16 protein-coding genes are annotated in these 15,967 nt (G+C 56.3%); 3 read left to right on the top strand and 13 right to left on the bottom strand.

The window, feature by feature from the left end; all coding sequences use genetic code 11:
• Positions 1–2 precede the first annotated feature (2 nt).
• From H151_RS17120 to H151_RS0110445, 3 genes are all read right to left on the bottom strand, one after another.
• Positions 3–446 (bottom strand): J domain-containing protein, encoded by a 444-nt coding sequence (locus tag H151_RS17120; RefSeq protein WP_019961614.1) that lies wholly within the window; start codon positions 444–446, stop codon positions 3–5.
• 29 nt (positions 447–475) lie between these two features.
• On the bottom strand, positions 476–1,369 hold the full coding sequence (locus H151_RS0110450; RefSeq protein ID WP_040759470.1) for a division plane positioning ATPase MipZ: 894 nt from the start codon (positions 1,367–1,369) through the stop codon (positions 476–478).
• A 125-nt stretch (positions 1,370–1,494) separates the two neighbouring features.
• Entirely contained in the window at positions 1,495–2,295 is an 801-nt protein-coding gene (locus H151_RS0110445) for an SPOR domain-containing protein (RefSeq protein WP_169336739.1), read from the bottom strand.
• Positions 2,296–2,378: 83 nt separating this feature from the next.
• Between H151_RS0110445 and panC the strand changes: the two genes are divergently transcribed.
• On the top strand, positions 2,379–3,251 hold the full coding sequence (gene panC / locus H151_RS0110440; RefSeq protein ID WP_019961611.1) for a pantoate--beta-alanine ligase: 873 nt from the start codon (positions 2,379–2,381) through the stop codon (positions 3,249–3,251).
• A gap of 1 nt (position 3,252) precedes the next feature.
• Here the strand turns inward: panC and H151_RS0110435 are convergent, their stop codons facing one another.
• The 9 genes from H151_RS0110435 to H151_RS0110395 form a co-directional block, all read right to left on the bottom strand.
• On the bottom strand, positions 3,253–3,669 hold the full coding sequence (locus H151_RS0110435; RefSeq protein WP_019961610.1) for a DUF1489 family protein: 417 nt from the start codon (positions 3,667–3,669) through the stop codon (positions 3,253–3,255).
• A gap of 30 nt (positions 3,670–3,699) precedes the next feature.
• Entirely contained in the window at positions 3,700–4,422 is a 723-nt protein-coding gene (locus H151_RS0110430) for a hypothetical protein (protein WP_019961609.1), read from the bottom strand.
• 70 nt (positions 4,423–4,492) lie between these two features.
• On the bottom strand, positions 4,493–5,431 hold the full coding sequence (locus tag H151_RS0110425; protein ID WP_156823479.1) for a cupin-like domain-containing protein: 939 nt from the start codon (positions 5,429–5,431) through the stop codon (positions 4,493–4,495).
• 309 nt (positions 5,432–5,740) lie between these two features.
• The gene (locus H151_RS0110420) at positions 5,741–7,732 is read right to left on the bottom strand and encodes an acetyl/propionyl/methylcrotonyl-CoA carboxylase subunit alpha (RefSeq protein ID WP_019961607.1); all 1,992 of its coding nucleotides are present in this window, start codon (positions 7,730–7,732) and stop codon (positions 5,741–5,743) included.
• A complete protein-coding gene (locus H151_RS0110415) occupies positions 7,729–8,613 on the bottom strand; it encodes a DUF817 domain-containing protein (RefSeq protein ID WP_019961606.1) in 885 nt (294 codons plus the stop codon). The genes H151_RS0110420 and H151_RS0110415 overlap by 4 nt, the downstream gene beginning before the upstream one ends.
• Before the next feature lie 16 nt (positions 8,614–8,629).
• Positions 8,630–9,460, bottom strand: a complete 831-nt coding sequence (locus H151_RS0110410; RefSeq protein ID WP_019961605.1) for an enoyl-CoA hydratase-related protein — start codon at positions 9,458–9,460, stop codon at positions 8,630–8,632.
• A gap of 205 nt (positions 9,461–9,665) precedes the next feature.
• The gene (locus H151_RS0110405; protein ID WP_019961604.1) at positions 9,666–10,049 is read right to left on the bottom strand and encodes a hypothetical protein; all 384 of its coding nucleotides are present in this window, start codon (positions 10,047–10,049) and stop codon (positions 9,666–9,668) included.
• Between the two features lie 200 nt (positions 10,050–10,249).
• Entirely contained in the window at positions 10,250–10,567 is a 318-nt protein-coding gene (locus H151_RS0110400; RefSeq protein ID WP_019961603.1) for a hypothetical protein, read from the bottom strand.
• Between the two features lie 102 nt (positions 10,568–10,669).
• Positions 10,670–10,981 carry a hypothetical protein gene (locus tag H151_RS0110395; protein ID WP_019961602.1) on the bottom strand — a complete coding sequence of 104 codons (312 nt, stop codon included), beginning with the start codon at positions 10,979–10,981 and terminating at the stop codon, positions 10,670–10,672.
• Between the two features lie 217 nt (positions 10,982–11,198).
• Here H151_RS0110395 and H151_RS0110390 point away from each other — a divergent pair, with 217 nt between their 5' ends.
• Entirely contained in the window at positions 11,199–12,386 is a 1,188-nt protein-coding gene (locus tag H151_RS0110390) for a hypothetical protein (protein WP_019961601.1), read from the top strand.
• Positions 12,387–12,425: 39 nt separating this feature from the next.
• On the opposite strand, the gene H151_RS0110385 is transcribed toward H151_RS0110390, so the two are convergent.
• Entirely contained in the window at positions 12,426–14,033 is a 1,608-nt protein-coding gene (locus tag H151_RS0110385) for a carboxyl transferase domain-containing protein (protein WP_019961600.1), read from the bottom strand.
• 179 nt (positions 14,034–14,212) lie between these two features.
• On the opposite strand from H151_RS0110385, the gene H151_RS0110380 reads away from it, so the two are divergent.
• Positions 14,213–15,955 carry a patatin-like phospholipase family protein gene (locus tag H151_RS0110380; protein ID WP_019961599.1) on the top strand — a complete coding sequence of 581 codons (1,743 nt, stop codon included), beginning with the start codon at positions 14,213–14,215 and terminating at the stop codon, positions 15,953–15,955.
• Positions 15,956–15,967: the final 12 nt, after the last annotated feature.

Below are 15,967 nucleotides of genomic sequence, written 5' to 3'. Positions count from 1 at the left end.
CGTTAATCCTTCACCTGATCCTTTAGCACTTCATAGGCGCTTTGTACTTGGCGGGCCAGCACATCACTGCCGCCCTGATCGGGATGGACTTTTTTGATGAGTTTCAAATACGCCGCCCGCACCGCCTCGGGGTCTGCGTCCGCCCTCACCCCCAAAATCGCAGCCGCCTCTACGCGGGTCATCTGCGTGCTTTGGCGGGATGTGCCAGCGGAGTGTTGGCGTTTGTGCGTCTTGCCGATTGCGCCCAACAGGCCCAATCCCGTGGCAAACAAAGGCACGCCAATCACGCTCATCCCGCGCAAGGCCAAGAGCCCGCCCAAGATCATCACGCCCAGCCCCAGCCCGGCGCGCAGGCTTTGACCCGCGATATAGCGATCACCGCGATAGAGCGCGATCCCAAAGCCCAACACCGCAGCCAGAACCGCCAAGGCCCCCATGATTATCATGACGTCACCCCTCTGGCGGGCCTAAACCCTTAGAACTGGATCTTCTGACCGGCTAAGCTTGGGAATTTCAACAGCATGATCAGATCGCGCAATTCTTGACGGGCCGCGACATGGCTCATGGTGAATTGCACGGTCGAGCCATGCTCGGTGAGATCCAGCAAGGTCAGGCCCAGCGGGAAAAGCTCGCGATAGATCACCCGTTCGGCAAAACCGGGGGCGAGACGGAAGCCGACACGCTCTGACAGCTTTTTCAAGCCATCGCCCACGCGGCGCTTATTGCGCGAATCGAGCATGGCCACGCGATTGCGCATCACCACCCAATCGAGGGTTTTCTTCTGGAAAATCGCTTTACGTTTGCGACATTCCCAAACCATTTCAGAATACTGGCTGGGCCGGCTGACCTCGAACGTATCCGGATCCACCTCACCCAATAGGGCGAAATCGACAAAGCTGTCATTGACCGGCGTAATAATCGTATCGGCATAGCCGTGGGCGGTCCGGGCGAGATAATTATCCGAACCCGGGCTGTCGGCGATGATGAAATCACACCCCGCCTCTGTCAGGGTATCGACCGCATGGGCCCAGCGCGCGGATTCATCGGCTTCAATCTCATCCAAATGACGCGCCACAGACGGCTCTATCTTATGAACCAGCGGATTAGGTAAAGTCACATTGAACTTCTCGCACCACTTCTTGCGGTTATTGAGATATTTGCTCAATGTCCCTTGGCGCAGGTCAAGATCGACCATGCCGACCTTCTTCCCCATCCGGGTCAAGGCCACCGCCAAATGGATGGCCACGGTCGATTTACCCGCGCCGCCCTTTTCATTACCCACGATTATAACATGGGCCGTGGTATTTCGGGCGCGCTCTTCAACCTTTTTGGCCTCTTCAGGCGCAGTCAGACTGGTTACGTCGCTCATGCTCACATCACCCGCACCGCGGAGCCCCGCCATTACGACTTGCTCGCAAGGACAAAGCGCGTCGCGGTCCTAAACGCTTTTGGTGGCCCAAAAGCTAATCCCAACCCTTAATCCTGGCCCTATCCCTATAAGGGATCGCCATCATAAGATTCCAAGGCACAGTATAACCCTGATTCCCGTAAAGCCGTGCATGTGCCCAATGCAGCCTGGCGGGTCTCGAACGGGCCAATTTTCAAACGCAAGAATGTGCCGCGTTCAGCCAAATTAACCTGATCCATGCGCGCATGATAGCGCGAAAGCTCCGGATGGGCGGCTTGGACTTCACGCCAGCCCTCCTGGGTCGTAGCAACATTGCGATAACTCGCCAGATGCAGCGCGTACAATACGCTTTTCGTCTGCGACAAGGCCGAGAAGATGCCTTGCGCCGTCCCTACGCTTATCGGGCTCTCTTGGTCCATGATCGGCACAGGCGATGATGGGGGTGGCGTGTCATCCTGTGACGAGGGAGGTGTCGGCGTCGGAGTGGATGAAGGCGTAGACGCGCTTGCGCTTAAACTGCCCAAGGGCTGTAACGGGGTTAAGCCATTGGCATTAGGAAGGCCTGCGCTTGTTTGCTGAGGGTTATCAGGCTCCAACAAGGTCGAGCCCTCGCCCAACCACTCAGGATTGAGGCTATCAAGGCCGCTGGCATATTGAGGCAAGGGCAAGGTTTCAGCCTGATCCATCGCCCAATTGAGCGCCTCGATCTGCGCCTTAACATGCTCCAGTCGCAAAGGCTCATTCTGCGCCCAATCATCCAGGCGCGACGCCAAGGTTTGGGCCACAGCACCCAAAGGCGTCCCCGGGGCTTGGCTTGGGGGCCGCCCTGTGGTTACGCTACACCCGCCTAAGACGCTGGCGAGAATGATAATCCAAATAGCTCGCATCATGAAAACGATGTAGGACGAGTCGCCCCCTTGGGCACAAGACTTCACCACTGGCCCCACGCCTTTATCCACGGAGTGTGTCGATGCTGACCCATTTACCGCTGAGCGCCCTTTCAGACACACAGGCCCTGCGCGCCCATATCGCGCAATGGAAAAGTGAAGGCCTGCGCGTGGGTTTTGTGCCGACCATGGGCGCTTTGCATGCTGGGCATATATCGCTGATCGAAACGGCGCTGCGCCATGCCGACCGTGTAGTGGCGAGCATCTTTGTCAACCCGACACAATTCGCGCCGGGTGAAGATTTTGACAGCTACCCCAGAACCTTAGAGGCCGATGCGCAGAAATTGGTTGAAGCGGGATGCCACCTTCTCTACGCGCCTCTGGCTTCGGATATGTACCCGCAAGGCTTTGCCACAACGGTGAGCTTGGATGGCCCCGCGCTGGAACTGGAGACAGAGTTTCGCCCGCATTTCTTTGCCGGGGTGGCCACGGTGGTCAGCAAGCTGTTTCAGCGTGTTCGCCCTGATGTCGCGGTCTTTGGCCAAAAAGACTTTCAGCAATTACGCGTGATTGAACGCATGACCTTGGATCTTGATCTGGATATCGAGATTATGGGCGCGCCGACTTTGCGCGAAGATGATGGCCTCGCCCTGTCCTCGCGAAATGCCTATCTCAGCGCGCAAGAACGCCAAACCGCCGCCCAGCTTTATGCGATCCTCAACGAGCTGAAAGACCGCCTGGAAGCGGGTAAGCCTTTAAGCGAGTGCCTGTTCCAAGCGCGCGAAAAAGCTCAAAGTGTCTTTGATAGCGTGGATTATATCGCCGTGCGCGATGAGGCCACCTTAAGCGCGATCGAGGCCCATGGCGCGCGTCCGGCGCGAGCTCTGGGCGCGGTCAAGCTGGGTAGAACCCGCTTGATTGATAACCTCCCCGTCCATGGGCTGAATCAAGGGTAAGCTACCAGGCCCCCAGCTCAATCAATTGATGGCGTAGATCATCGGGCAGATTTTCCCCGCCCGCGCTCAGCTGAGTAATATCGGCGGGGGCGTCACCCTGTTTGAGATAGCGCCAGCCCTGAAAGGCTTTACGCGGTTGTGGGGCGGTGCGCACAATCTCCGGGTCCAGCGTGATCAAACACATTTTCTGGCCCGCATCCTCAATCGTCTCAATATCGAGAATTTTTTGTCGGCATTGGATCACCCGCTTGATGACCCAATAGAGCGAGCCCCCTTTTAGGAGCTCGCCCTTATCTTTGGGCGTGTTGCGTGTTGTGATGAAGGGTAAAGCCCCAGCCTTCACCGTTTGATCACGATAGCTTTCCAGATCTTCGATCCGGTCCACCCCGACACACAATTTGATGAGATGAATCGTCATGGGCTATATCTAGGCCATGACAGGCCTCAATCAACGTCCAGCGTCAGCATATTCCACATCAGAGAAAGCCATCTCGATTTGCGTATCGACATTTTGCCCCATGGCCGAGGCCACAACATGCTGGGTCAACCCAGCAAGACGCACCGTGTTAAAATTATCAACCGGTTCATAGCGATAATGAATATCAAAGCGGTTGATACGGGTCAGGAAATTGGGTTTGAAGGATTCAGGGGCATAAAGACGCATCCAAGCGACGTTGTCACCTGAGAGCGCGATCTCTCCATGTAAGAAAGCCACAATGGCGGCGTCATCTTCGTCATCGCCTAAGCTTTGAGGACGGAAAGCATAAACATCCAAACCACCGTCTTGGCGAACCAGATCTGCGCGAGTGCCAATCAATTCCCGCATTTCGTTTTCAGACATCAATAGCGTGTCTGAATCCTCGTCTTTGTCCTCTTCCTCATCCGTGCGCAGCTCGTCCCACAATTCACGCTGGACATCACTCAGTTGAGCTTCGCTCATCGGATGAAGCAACTGATATTCACTCTGGCCGACTTCATACTCAGTAACACGCGCCACGATACGCTCGCCACTGGTTGCCATTTCAACATTGGCGGCAACAGAGCGTACGCCTGCAGGCGCGGTGCGCGAAATTGCGGCTTCTAAAGGCGCAGGTAATTGCGCATAAGCGGATACGCTCAAAACTAATGCTGAAGCAAGGCCAGCGATTATAGTGGTTCCTGTCCGTAACATTCTAATGCTCCATGTCCCCAAATCCCCAGATTTGAGCGAATAATACAAGTTACGGTGGGTGGCCAGCGCTTTATGCAAGTTCTCTATTCTTAAAGCCTTCGACTTCATTTGGATCAATATCGAAGGTTCTTTCGCTTTTCGGCATAGCTTTGCTTTGCGCAACCATATACCGAGTCCAGACCTTCCATATTTTTGAAATCATAAGCTTTGTGTAAACTTGCAACCCTTGTGTAGACGTTGAACGCGGCACCCACCCCATTTGACGAAGCGCACCATTGGCGTGAAGTACGGCATTTTTAAGGAGCGAATCTTGGGTCACGACTTCACAGGTGACGGAGACATTCAATCCGTCGATATTTTCCACCCGATGCGGGGCATGCAACGGCCAAGCCACCATATCGCCGGGCTTTAGATCGAAGGTCGCCGCGTCCTGGTCCCAGCCCGTCTGAAAGGGCATGTCCTCGGTCTGGCGATGATGGAGGATTGATTCCATCGACTGCGCTTTCAGCCAGGGTTGATGCGGGGGATAGATCCGGATGCGTTTATGTCCGCGTACATGAAGTAAAAGAGTTTCTGAAACGTCGGCATGATAGAAGACCTGCGCTTTTGGTGAAGAAATCAAAATTCCACCATAGGTGCGCAACGGATCATAGCCCGGATTGAGGGCTTTTAACTGGGAAAATAAGCGCTTATGCAATAGCGCATAAACCGGATCGATCGTCATCGCTTCGCGCAGATTGATCCACAGCTTACCCGCTTTGACCGCGTCTAACAGGGTATGGCCATCGAGCGCGCCCGGATCACCCGCGCGCCAGCTCTCGCGGTCTGTCGGGTCATCGCCCATGGTGCAAAAATCACAAAGCTCACGCGGATGGCGATCAATCAGCTCGGCCAACGCATCATCGCTGAAGGCCTCATCACGGTGGAGACGATGGCGGGCCGAGACCACGCTTTTGCGAAATTCGCCGCGTTGATCATCATTCCATTCGGTAATCACTGGCTCTCGCATCATCATCCCCGTGTCAGAGTTATACAGTCTGTGATTGGTTTGATACCAATGAGGAGATAGAAGCAGGAATTATGCCGAAGCTTCGTTTTAACTATGCGCTTTGAACAAGTTCAAAAAGCGCCTTACATCAAAGCCTTTGGTTTAGGCCAGGCGACAATAAAAGTTAACATGGCCCACCCTGCCCTCAGATTGACACAGCCCCTTATGAGATTTTGCGCGCCGGTGGTCCCTAACTTGTTTTAGCGTGAGACAATAAAACCCCGCTGGCCAGCAGCGGGGTTTCTTATGTCCTCAAGGCAGGAGATCGGCCTAGGCCTCGTCATCAACCAGCACGACCAGAGCGTCACCATCGGCGACCTGAGCCCCAGGCTCAACATGCACCGCCTCAACTACGCCATCGCGCGGCGCACCTAAGGCATGCTCCATCTTCATGGCTTCAAGGACCACCAAAGTCTGGCCCTTGGTGACGGTTTGGCCCGCTTCAACAGACACAGAGAGCACCTTGCCCGGCATCGGGGCTTTGATCGCGCCGCCCGCGACCAAGCCATCGGCCGCCGCTTCAGGGCTGTAGGGCCGGAAGAGATGAGTATCGCCGCGTACACTGACCAGAAGATGACCCTGATAGGGTTCAACATGGGCGGTGATCGTTTCACCCTCCACATCCGCAGACAATGCACCGCCAAAGCCATCCCAGCTGCCCGTCACGCCGTTAAGGGTCAGCTCAGCCTTATCGAGCGTGACGTGATAACCCTCCTCATGCGGGGTCAGATGCACACCCAAACGCTCGCCCTCATGATCAAAGCCCAAGGCGATACGCGGTTGCGCGTTCAGACGTAAACCCGTGGGATTGTTCCACGGGTCGGCTTCACCGCGCCCGGCCGCATCAAATAAAATCTTCGCCGCACCGGCCATGGCCGTATGAAGGGGTGTGGGAATGGCGGGCGTCAAAGCCGCCAAATGGCCATCAATGAAATGCGTACTCACCTCGCCCGAACGGAACACGGCGTGATCCAGGGCACGGCGGATGAAGCCCGCATTGGTTTTCACCGGATAGACTATCAAGTCTTCATCAATTGCGGCGATCAGCTGATCAATCGCTTGGCTGCGATGGGGCGCATGGACGATCAGCTTGGCGATCATGGGATCGTAATGCAGGCTTACCTCACCGCCCTCTTCCACACCGGTATCAACGCGCACGCCCTCACCCTCAGGCAGGCTCAAACGCTCCAGCGTCCCGATAGAGGGCAAAAAGCCCGTCGCAGGGTCTTCAGCGTAGAGGCGCGCTTCGATGGCATGGCCTTTAAGATGGATGTCCTCTTGCGCAGGAACAGAGCCGCCTTGCGCGACCCGCAATTGCAATTCTACCAGATCCAGACCCGTGACCATCTCGGTCACCGGATGCTCAACCTGCAAACGGGTATTCATCTCCATAAAGAAGAAGCCGTCTTCACGCAATGCCCCGGAGCCATCCGCGATAAACTCCACCGTACCGGCACCGACATAGTGCACTGCCTTGGCCGCCTGCACGGCCGCCGAACAGATTGCGGCGCGCACATTGGGGCTCATCCCCGGCGCGGGGGCCTCTTCAATGACTTTCTGGTGGCGACGTTGCAGCGAGCAATCGCGCTCAAACATATGGACCACCCGGCCCCGGCTATCGCCAAAGACCTGAACCTCGATATGGCGCGGATTGGTGATGAATTTCTCGATCAGCACCTTATCATCACCAAAGCTGGACGCCGCTTCACGCTTACAAGACGCCAAGGCGGAGAGGAAATCTTCCCCACGCTCAACCTTGCGCATGCCTTTACCCCCGCCGCCGGCAACCGCCTTGATCAGGACCGGATAGCCAATGCGTCCGGCCTGTGCCAACAAAGTGGCCTCATCCTGGGCCTCACCATGATAGCCCGGCGTTACAGGCACATTCGCCTTTTCCATCAGCGCTTTGGCGCGGTCTTTTAAACCCATCGCCTCAATGCTTTTCGGGCTGGGGCCGACAAAAATAATCCCTTCACGGGCACAAGCACGGGCAAAGTCGGCATTCTCAGACAGGAAGCCATAGCCTGGATGGATGGCATCCGCACCCGTCGCTTTGGCGGCCGCCAAGATCCGTTCCGCGATCAGATAGCTTTCGCGCGCCGGGGCCGGACCAATATGGATCGCTTCATCAGCATCGCGCACATGGGGGCTTTTCGCATCGGCATCGGAATAGACCGCAACGGTGGCGATCCCCATTTTTTTGGCGCTGCGCATTACACGGCGAGCAATCTCACCCCGGTTCGCGATCAAAAGCTTTTTCATGGCTGGCGTCTCTTATCGTTATGGCGGGTCTTTAGCGACAGGCGAAGGCGGGTGTCATGGATGGCGGCCACCAGAACGAAGCTGATGATCATCAACAAATACCACGCCCCCAATTTATTGAGGGACACCCAATGCCAGGTCTGGTCTTGGCCTGGATAACGCCAGGCATTGGCATAGGTGGCGATGTTTTCGGCGAACCAGATAAAAAGCGCAACCAGAAACAAGCCAATTCCCAAGGGCATGCAGCGGCGCGCCTGATCGGGGCGAAACCAAATCACACACGGGAGGTAAAGCAAAGCGGACACAAAAAACAGCCCCCATCGCACGTCCAGCATAAAGTGATGGGTGAAGAAATTGATATAAACGCCCAGCGCCAACAGGCCTTGCGCCCAGAGCGGGGGGAAGCGGTCGAACTCAAAATGGAAAAGCCGCCAGACCCGCGCAATATAACTGCCCACGCAGGCATACATGAAGCCAGAAAACAGCGGCACATCACCTATACGCAAGACGCTCGCCTCTGGATAAATCCAAGAGCCCATATGGGTCTTATACAGCTCCATCACCGTGCCCACCAGATGGAAGGCCAGGATGACGCCCGCCTCCTCCCAGGTTTCCAGCTTCAAGCCCAGCATGGCGATCTGAATGGCCAGCGCACACACGGTGATAAAATCATAGCGCGCCAGGGGCGCATCAGCGGGGTAGACTAAAAAACTCCCCAAAAGGAGGAGCAGCATCAACGCCCCGAAGAGACACGCCCAGCCCTGCTTGATGCCGAACGCGATAAATTCAAACACGAAGCGGGTCAGCGGACCTTTAACAAAGGCCCGCCGCCATAAACGCTTATAGGCTGAGAGGCGCGCCTCCAGCGCGGCCAGGCTCATGATTTTCACACGCGCGCTATTCGACAATCCAAGACGGTTTGCGCTTATTCAAGAAGGCATCCAGGCCTTCCTTGCCTTCGGCGCTGGTGCGCCGATCGGAGATCGCGTGGGCGGTTTTGGATAACACGCTGTCGGTGATCTCCTCACCATAGACCAGATCCACCAAATCCTTGGCGTCTTTGACTGCGCCCGGTGCGGCATCAAAGGCGAGCTTGGCGATATGGTCCATCATGGTTTCTAAACCGGCTTCATCCTCAACGATATATTGCGCTAAGCCGATCTGATGGGCGAACTTGCCGTCAAAGCCCTCACCGGTTGCGAACAAGGCCCGCGCCCAACGCGGCCCAATGGCACGCACCACGAAGGGTGAGATCGTCGCCGGAGTTAAACCCAAGCGAACCTCAGAAAAGCGGATCTTGGCATCTTGAGTGGCAATCGCGATATCACACGCCGCCATCAGGCCGGCCCCGCCGCCCATCGCCGCGCCGTGCACCAGAGCACAGGTCAATTGCGGTAAGTCATACAGGCGCTTCAACATATGGGCGAGGCCTTTGGCATCCTCCACATTATCGGCGTGGGTCCAATCGGCCGCAGCCTTCATCCATTCCAGATCCGCACCGGCGGAAAAGCTGCGCCCCGCCCCGCGCAAGAACACCACGCGCACTTCATCGGTATTGGCACGCAGGGTTTCAAAAATATCCGACAGACGCGCAATAACATCAGCATTAAAGGCATTATGACGATCCGGGCGATTAAGCGTCACGATAGCGACGCCGCCCGGGGTGACGTTTAAGGTAACAATCTCGTCTACAGGGTCAGCCATTGGGGTTTCGATGGGCTCGCTCATGACGGGGATCCTTTTGGAGAGGAAAAAGAGAAGTCAAACTCTTTCTAAGCCAGGGCGAGGCCGTGGCCAAGGCGGGGCAACATCATGACATTGGCATACCTCTCGCCCCCCAAAGCAACCCGTCCCCCCCAAAACAAACAGTCCCCCAAAGAAAAAGGGCCGCGCCACAGCACGACCCCTTTAAATGTCAGACAAGCTCCAGGATCTATTCGCGCGGCAAGATCAGGCTCTTGACCAGATACAACACAGTGATGCCGACAAAATAGACCAAAGCGCCAAAGGCCATATATTGCCAATAGGCCATCTCGCTCACCGGTGGTACGGCAAACTCTGCGCCTTCGCGGATCATCGGGAAGGCGATGTCAACAATGACGTGAACGATCAAGCCAACAACGGTCATGATCAAGATCGCAGCATATTCCTGCATCAATAGAGCCATGATCAACGCGATCACACCCATCTGGATGCCCAGATGGATCCAGGCGATATCCCCAGCAGCGGTTTGCGGACCGTGGGCGGCAACGCCATTCATCAACCAATCCATGACCGGTTGAATATAGCTCATCGCCAAGTTCAAATATTCTTCCATGATGATCCCCTCATCTGATACCCCACCCTTCGCCGCGCCATGACCCTCACCGGCGCGAATTCAGGCGATTTGATGGCCTAGAGTGACAAATCGTTAAGAAATATCAACCAAAAAGCTTCATCCATCGCGGAATTATCACGAAATCTCCACGAAACCGAGATCTCGGCGCTATGAAAAAGGCCCCGAAGGGCCTTTTAGGATTAGCGTTTCAGCACCAGGCGGCGGATCAATACCAGGATCGAAATGATCACCAGATAGCCGACCAGCAATAGGCCGACCTGTTTCCAGAAATAAAGCTCCAGAAAATCAGGCAGGCGGAACGCCGCGCCATTGGCAAACACCGGTGCCAAGACATCCACCAGGATATGCACCACAACCGCGCCCAACACGAAGAAGGGTAAGCGTTTCCATTCCGTCATCACCAGCGCGGTGATCAGCGCGATAACCAAGCCCTGTAACGCGTTGACTTCAGCAAAGCCCGCACGCGCAAAATCCAATACGTCGTTCAAGATATCCATTTGACTTCCCCTGCCCATGGTTAAGACTTTTATAATCGCATCATGAGTTTCGGGCAAGTTTTTAAATTAACGGGCTAATCCAGTGTGTTCCACAGGACTATCTCACCGGTTTGCGGAAACGAAATCACGATTGAGCCCTTCTTGCAGGCCATCAAAGCCCTGAAACATGGCGCGGCCCTGGATATGGAGCTTTTGATCGGTGATCAGCTGTGGCCCGCCCGGCCAGGGCGTATCCATATGAACATCAAAGTCAAAATGGCTAAAGCGTGCGGCGGGATGGGGTTTGACATCATCGCCGGTAAAGCGCACGCGCGTGAACTGCCCAGTGCTTGCGTTAATCTGCGCCACACCGGTGATATAGGCCGCCAGCTCCACCTCACTGCCCTTGGCGTTATGGCCAGAGACTTTCAGCATTCTGAACACTCTTCAAGCGATGAGTGAGCGCTGACGCGAAAACCCGCCCACGCAATCAATGTCGTAATAAATTAATATCACAATGATTATGATTTAAGTTACACTGAAGTCAAAACCCTTCCCAAATTAAATAAAGCAGCATTTATTTCAAATATTAAATTCGATACCCTGCCTTCACTCAAGACATAAGCAGATCCCCTGCTTGGAGGTTATTCCCATGTCTCAACTTTCCCTTGTCTCCCCCGCCCCGCGTAGCGACATCCCCCCACATATCGCGCACAATGCGCCTGATGATCACCCGGAGCCGGACATTCTGCGCGCGATGGCGATTGCGCGCGCGGGTCGTACTGAAGGTGGCTTTGATGCCGGTGTGTTTGCCCTTAATTGGACGGTCCGTGATAGCCATATCGACTTCACGATCCGCCTGGGCATCTCTGATATTTTATCAAAGACCTGGAATGTCTCCCTGAGCTATACCAATCCCGAGATTACCGTCGGAGACAGCGTCAATCTGTTCTTCACCAGCGCCAGTGCCAGCATCACGCTAGGCATTGATGATCGCAGTGGGGATATTTACGCCCATGCACGCTGGAGCATTGCCGGGGTGGGTGATCGCGTGGACATCCGCGTGCCGCTGCTGCCGCCCTTTGCCTTTGGTTTGATCACGGCCGGAATTGATCTGGCCGGTGTGGTTAAATATCTGCCGGAAATCATCTCCACCGGCTTTAATTTCGACAATGTGAACACGCTCAAACATGCCGTGCTCAATACTGCCGAGCATTGTGGCTGCCCAGAGCATGAGGTCTATGAAACCATGCGCACCCAGCCCGATATGGTGCGCGCCATCAACAGCGCCTGTGATCGGGCCAACCCGCAAGATCTGCGCACGATCAGCTATCTCAAACCCCATGATATCGAGTTGGCCCTGGCCAGCGTTGTTCACGATGAGCGGATCTTGACCCTTCTGCCTAATCTTCGTGGCCGCTTCACCTTTTCCCAAGAAACTTTGGCGCGCGTGCCCCAGCGCAAAGTCAATGTCAGTGCCGTCGATACAGGGCTGAAAGCCGACGATAAAAAGAAACAAATCCTGGAATACGTCAAAGATTGCCTGATGGGCGTTGCCGGGATTGCCGGGCTATCAGCGACCGCCTTCGCGCTGGTCTGTGGGATCTTACTCGCCCTCGCCCTGGCCGTGGCCGCCACGGGTGCCGGTGCGCCCATCGCTGCCATCATGGCGGTGGTGTCCTTCTTCTGCGCCGCCTTAGCGCTGATTTCCGTCGTGGTTGGCGTGTTGGCGATCTTTGCCGCGCTGATTATTGACGGCTTTATTCGCTTTGGCTCTGAGCAGGAGTTCCATCAAGGCCTTAAAGCGCAAAGCCTGACCTGGATTGCGGCCGCGGAATAAAAAAAAAAGCCCCTCGCGGCGGCGGGGGGCTTTTTGATCTTACATTCGGAAAACGCCGAATTTTGTCGGCTCGATCGGGGCGTTGAGCGCCGCCGAAAGCGAGAGCGCAATCACATCACGGGTTTGATGCGGGGCGATAATGCCATCATCCCACAGGCGCGCGGTGGAGTAATAGGGCGAGCCCTCTTTCTCATAGGTCTCCCGGATCGGAGCCTTGAAGCGCTCTTCCTCCTCAGCGCTCCAGCTTTCGCCGCGCGCTTCCATCCCGTCACGCTTGACGGTGGCCAGTACGCTGGCCGCCTGCTCGCCGCCCATCACGGAAATGCGCGCATTGGGCCACATGAAGAGGAAGCGCGGGCTGAACGCGCGCCCACACATGCCATAATTGCCCGCCCCGTAAGAGCCCCCGATCAGGATGGTGATTTTCGGCACTTTGGCACAGGACACCGCCGTCACCAGCTTGGCCCCGTCCTTGGCGATGCCGCCGGATTCGTATTTCGAGCCCACCATGAAGCCGGTAATGTTCTGCAAGAAGACCAGCGGGATACCGCGTTGTGAACACAGCTCAATAAAATGTGCGCCCTTAAGCGCAGATTCGGAGAACAACACGCCATTATTCGCGATAATGCCCACCGGCATACCATGGATATGGGCAAAGCCCGTCACCAAAGTCTCGCCATAGAGCTTTTTGAATTCATCAAATTTCGAGCCATCCACGATGCGCGCAATGACCTCGCGCACATCATAGGGCGTGCGTACATCCTGGGGCACAACCCCGCCCAGCTCTTTAGGATCATAGGCGGGGGCTTGGGGCGTTTTAAGATCGAGCGGAATATCTTTTTTGCGATTGAGATGGCTCACCACCTGGCGGGCCAGTTGCAGCGCATGATCATCATTGGCCGCATAGTGATCGGCCACGCCAGAGCGGCGCGCATGGACATCGGCCCCGCCCAGATCTTCAGCAGAAATCACTTCACCCGTTGCGGCCTTCACCAAAGGCGGCCCGCCCAGGAAAATCGTGCCCTGTTTGCGCACAATAATAGTTTCATCCGACATGGCCGGCACATAGGCCCCGCCTGCGGTACACGAGCCCATCACCACCGCGATCTGGGGAATACCTTCAGACGACAGGGTCGCCTGATTATAGAAGATGCGGCCAAAATGGTCGCGGTCTGGAAAAACTTCAGCCTGATGGGGCAGGTTCGCACCGCCCGAATCGACCAGATAGACACAGGGCAAACGGTTTTCGCGCGCGATGTCCTGGGCCCGCAAATGCTTCTTCACGGTCATGGGATAATAGGCCCCGCCCTTAATGGTCGGGTCATTACATACGACCATTACCTCGCGCCCGGATACCCGGCCAATCCCGGTAATCATGCCCGCGCCATGGACATCGCCTTCATACATGCCATTGGCGGCCAAGGCCCCGATTTCCAAGAAAGGCGCACCAGGATCGAGCAGGCGTTCAACACGATCGCGCGGCAAAAGTTTACCACGGGAAAGATGCTTTTCACGCGCGCGCTCTGAACCGCCCAATCCGGCCGTCGCGGTCTTTTGCGTCAAGTCCTCAACCAGTCTTTCCATATGGGCGGCATTGTCTTTGAAACTTTGCGCATTCGGGTCCAGCTGGGATTGGATCTGAGACATATTACCCCCTCATCAGGATCAGGCGAGACGTTTGAAACCATGGCTTAGCGTGGAAAGCGTGGCCCTGGCAATGGCGTGGCGACACATATCGCGCTGGGGACAACCCCGCACAAAGGCTTGGCTGGCCCCGCAAAGCTGGTAAGATTAGATCTTAACCTTGTGCGCGTTGAATTGTCTCTATGCCGCTGATTCCTTTAGATCGCATGCCCTTTCTGCGCCGCGTTGAACGCGCCGCGCTCAACGCCGTCGAGGACGAGGTTGAATGGTTCTGCCTGCCTGCGGGTCAAATCCTGTTTGAAGAAGGCGATCCAGGTGATGCCTTCTATCTGGTGCGCTCTGGGGCCTTAGCCGCCTTTCATAAGGGGGCTGACGGACGACCCAATTTGGTCGGCCATATTCGCGCCGGTGAACCGGTCGGTGAAATGGCGCTCGTTGAAGACCGCCCCCATTCGGCCAGCGTCTATGCGCTTCGCGATAGTGAGATTATGCGCCTGCCCAAGCGCGCCTTTGACACCCTGACGCGCAAACATGGCTCGTTGATGCGTGAACTGGCGCGCATGATGCTGCATCGCCTGCGCGGAAACAGCCCCAGCGCGCGCAATGAACCCAAAGTCTTTGCCCTGATCGCGACCTCGCCCAGTATTGATCTGCGTTTTCGCACGGCACGGCTGTGTCAGGCGCTCGAAGAATTTGGCCTTAATGTGCTGGTCATGGATGAAAGCCTGGTCGATGAAGCCCCGGCCAAGCTCGACCGCATGGACGCCAATCACGATATTACTTTGATTTGTGCCACCCTGGCGCAAACTAAATGGTCGAAACGCGCCATGAACCGGGCTGATCGGGTCTGGATCCTGGCGCGCGATGATGCCATGCCCTCCAACCCCTTAATGCCCGAAAGCCCGGCCCCGAGCGCAAAACTCAAGCTGATTGATGTCGTTCTTCTCCATTTCAATGGCACGCGCCCGGCCTGTAATCCAGCCGAATGGGCCAAGGCCGCCGGGGCCGCGCGGGTCTTCCATTGGCGCCAGGATAATCACGAGGATGTCGATCATCTCGCGCGCACGATCACAGGACGCTCCTTGGGTCTGGTGCTCTCGGGCGGCGGATCGCGCGCCTATGCCCATATCGGGGCCATCAAGGCGCTACGCCAGGCGGGGCTGAGTTTTGACTTCCTCGGCGGGGTCTCCATGGGCGCAATCATCGCCGCCGGGGTCGCTAAAGGCTGGGATAATCAGGAGCTGGAAGCGCGCGTGCGTGAAGCTTTCGTTGAGACCAATCCTTTAAGTGACTGGACCTTGCCCGTCATCGCCATGACCAAAGGCCATAAAGTCGATAAGCGCTTGAAGCATCACTTTGGTGAGGATGATATCTGCGACCTGCCGCGGCCATTTTTCTGTATCTCCTCCAACCTCACCAATGGTGAGGTGCGTGTTCATCGCTCGGGCAAACTACGCGAGGCCCTGCGCGCCTCCATCGCGATCCCCGGCCTGCTACCGCCCGTTATCGAAGGCCAGGACGTTCTGGTTGATGGCGCGGTGTTCAACAATTTTCCCGCCCGCGAAATGCGCGCCTTTCACCGCGGGGCCACCATCGGCTGCGATGTGACCCGCGCACGCGGCATCTCAGTCGAGGATTTCATCAATCCGCCCAGTTTTTGGAATTGGGCCGCCAAGCATGGCCTGTCCGATCCGCCCCCCATCGCCTCTTTGTTGATTCGCGCCGCGACCGTGGGCACAGCTGAAGAACATTCCCAGACCCAAGAAGCCGCCGACCTGTTGATCTTACCGCAAATCGACATGGATTTACGCGAGTGGAAGCGTTTCGACGATGCCGTTGAGGCGGGCTATCGCGCCGCCAGTGAAGCCCTGGACGCGCATCCAAGCCTGGCACGTCAGGCCAGCAAGACCTTGAAACAGCTTTAAAAAGCGAAAAGC

Origin of the sequence: Woodsholea maritima DSM 17123 (genome assembly GCF_000382325.1) — a bacterium.
Classification (GTDB): Bacteria; Pseudomonadota; Alphaproteobacteria; order Caulobacterales; family Maricaulaceae; genus Woodsholea; species Woodsholea maritima.
The sequence above is the reverse complement of the archived record's forward strand: the minus strand, read 5'-3'. Positions and strand labels throughout refer to the sequence as shown.

What these genes read in the sequence shown, in the direction of transcription:
- H151_RS0110405 (WP_019961604.1), bottom strand. Translation starts at nt 10,049, where the DNA reads ATGGAAGAATATTTGAACTTGGCGATGAGCTATATTCAACCGGTCATG.
- H151_RS0110380 (WP_019961599.1), top strand. Translation starts at nt 14,213, where the DNA reads ATGCCGCTGATTCCTTTAGATCGCATGCCCTTTCTGCGCCGCGTTGAA.
- H151_RS0110445 (WP_169336739.1), bottom strand. Translation starts at nt 2,295, where the DNA reads ATGCGAGCTATTTGGATTATCATTCTCGCCAGCGTCTTAGGCGGGTGT.
- H151_RS0110410 (WP_019961605.1), bottom strand. Translation starts at nt 9,460, where the DNA reads ATGAGCGAGCCCATCGAAACCCCAATGGCTGACCCTGTAGACGAGATT.
- H151_RS0110435 (WP_019961610.1), bottom strand. Translation starts at nt 3,669, where the DNA reads ATGACGATTCATCTCATCAAATTGTGTGTCGGGGTGGACCGGATCGAA.
- H151_RS0110425 (WP_156823479.1), bottom strand. Translation starts at nt 5,431, where the DNA reads ATGCGAGAGCCAGTGATTACCGAATGGAATGATGATCAACGCGGCGAA.
- H151_RS0110450 (WP_040759470.1), bottom strand. Translation starts at nt 1,369, where the DNA reads ATGAGCGACGTAACCAGTCTGACTGCGCCTGAAGAGGCCAAAAAGGTT.
- H151_RS17120 (WP_019961614.1), bottom strand. Translation starts at nt 446, where the DNA reads ATGATAATCATGGGGGCCTTGGCGGTTCTGGCTGCGGTGTTGGGCTTT.
- H151_RS0110400 (WP_019961603.1), bottom strand. Translation starts at nt 10,567, where the DNA reads ATGGATATCTTGAACGACGTATTGGATTTTGCGCGTGCGGGCTTTGCT.
- H151_RS0110430 (WP_019961609.1), bottom strand. Translation starts at nt 4,422, where the DNA reads ATGTTACGGACAGGAACCACTATAATCGCTGGCCTTGCTTCAGCATTA.
- H151_RS0110420 (WP_019961607.1), bottom strand. Translation starts at nt 7,732, where the DNA reads ATGAAAAAGCTTTTGATCGCGAACCGGGGTGAGATTGCTCGCCGTGTA.
- H151_RS0110385 (WP_019961600.1), bottom strand. Translation starts at nt 14,033, where the DNA reads ATGTCTCAGATCCAATCCCAGCTGGACCCGAATGCGCAAAGTTTCAAA.
- H151_RS0110415 (WP_019961606.1), bottom strand. Translation starts at nt 8,613, where the DNA reads ATGAGCCTGGCCGCGCTGGAGGCGCGCCTCTCAGCCTATAAGCGTTTA.
- panC (WP_019961611.1), top strand. Translation starts at nt 2,379, where the DNA reads ATGCTGACCCATTTACCGCTGAGCGCCCTTTCAGACACACAGGCCCTG.
- H151_RS0110390 (WP_019961601.1), top strand. Translation starts at nt 11,199, where the DNA reads ATGTCTCAACTTTCCCTTGTCTCCCCCGCCCCGCGTAGCGACATCCCC.
- H151_RS0110395 (WP_019961602.1), bottom strand. Translation starts at nt 10,981, where the DNA reads ATGCTGAAAGTCTCTGGCCATAACGCCAAGGGCAGTGAGGTGGAGCTG.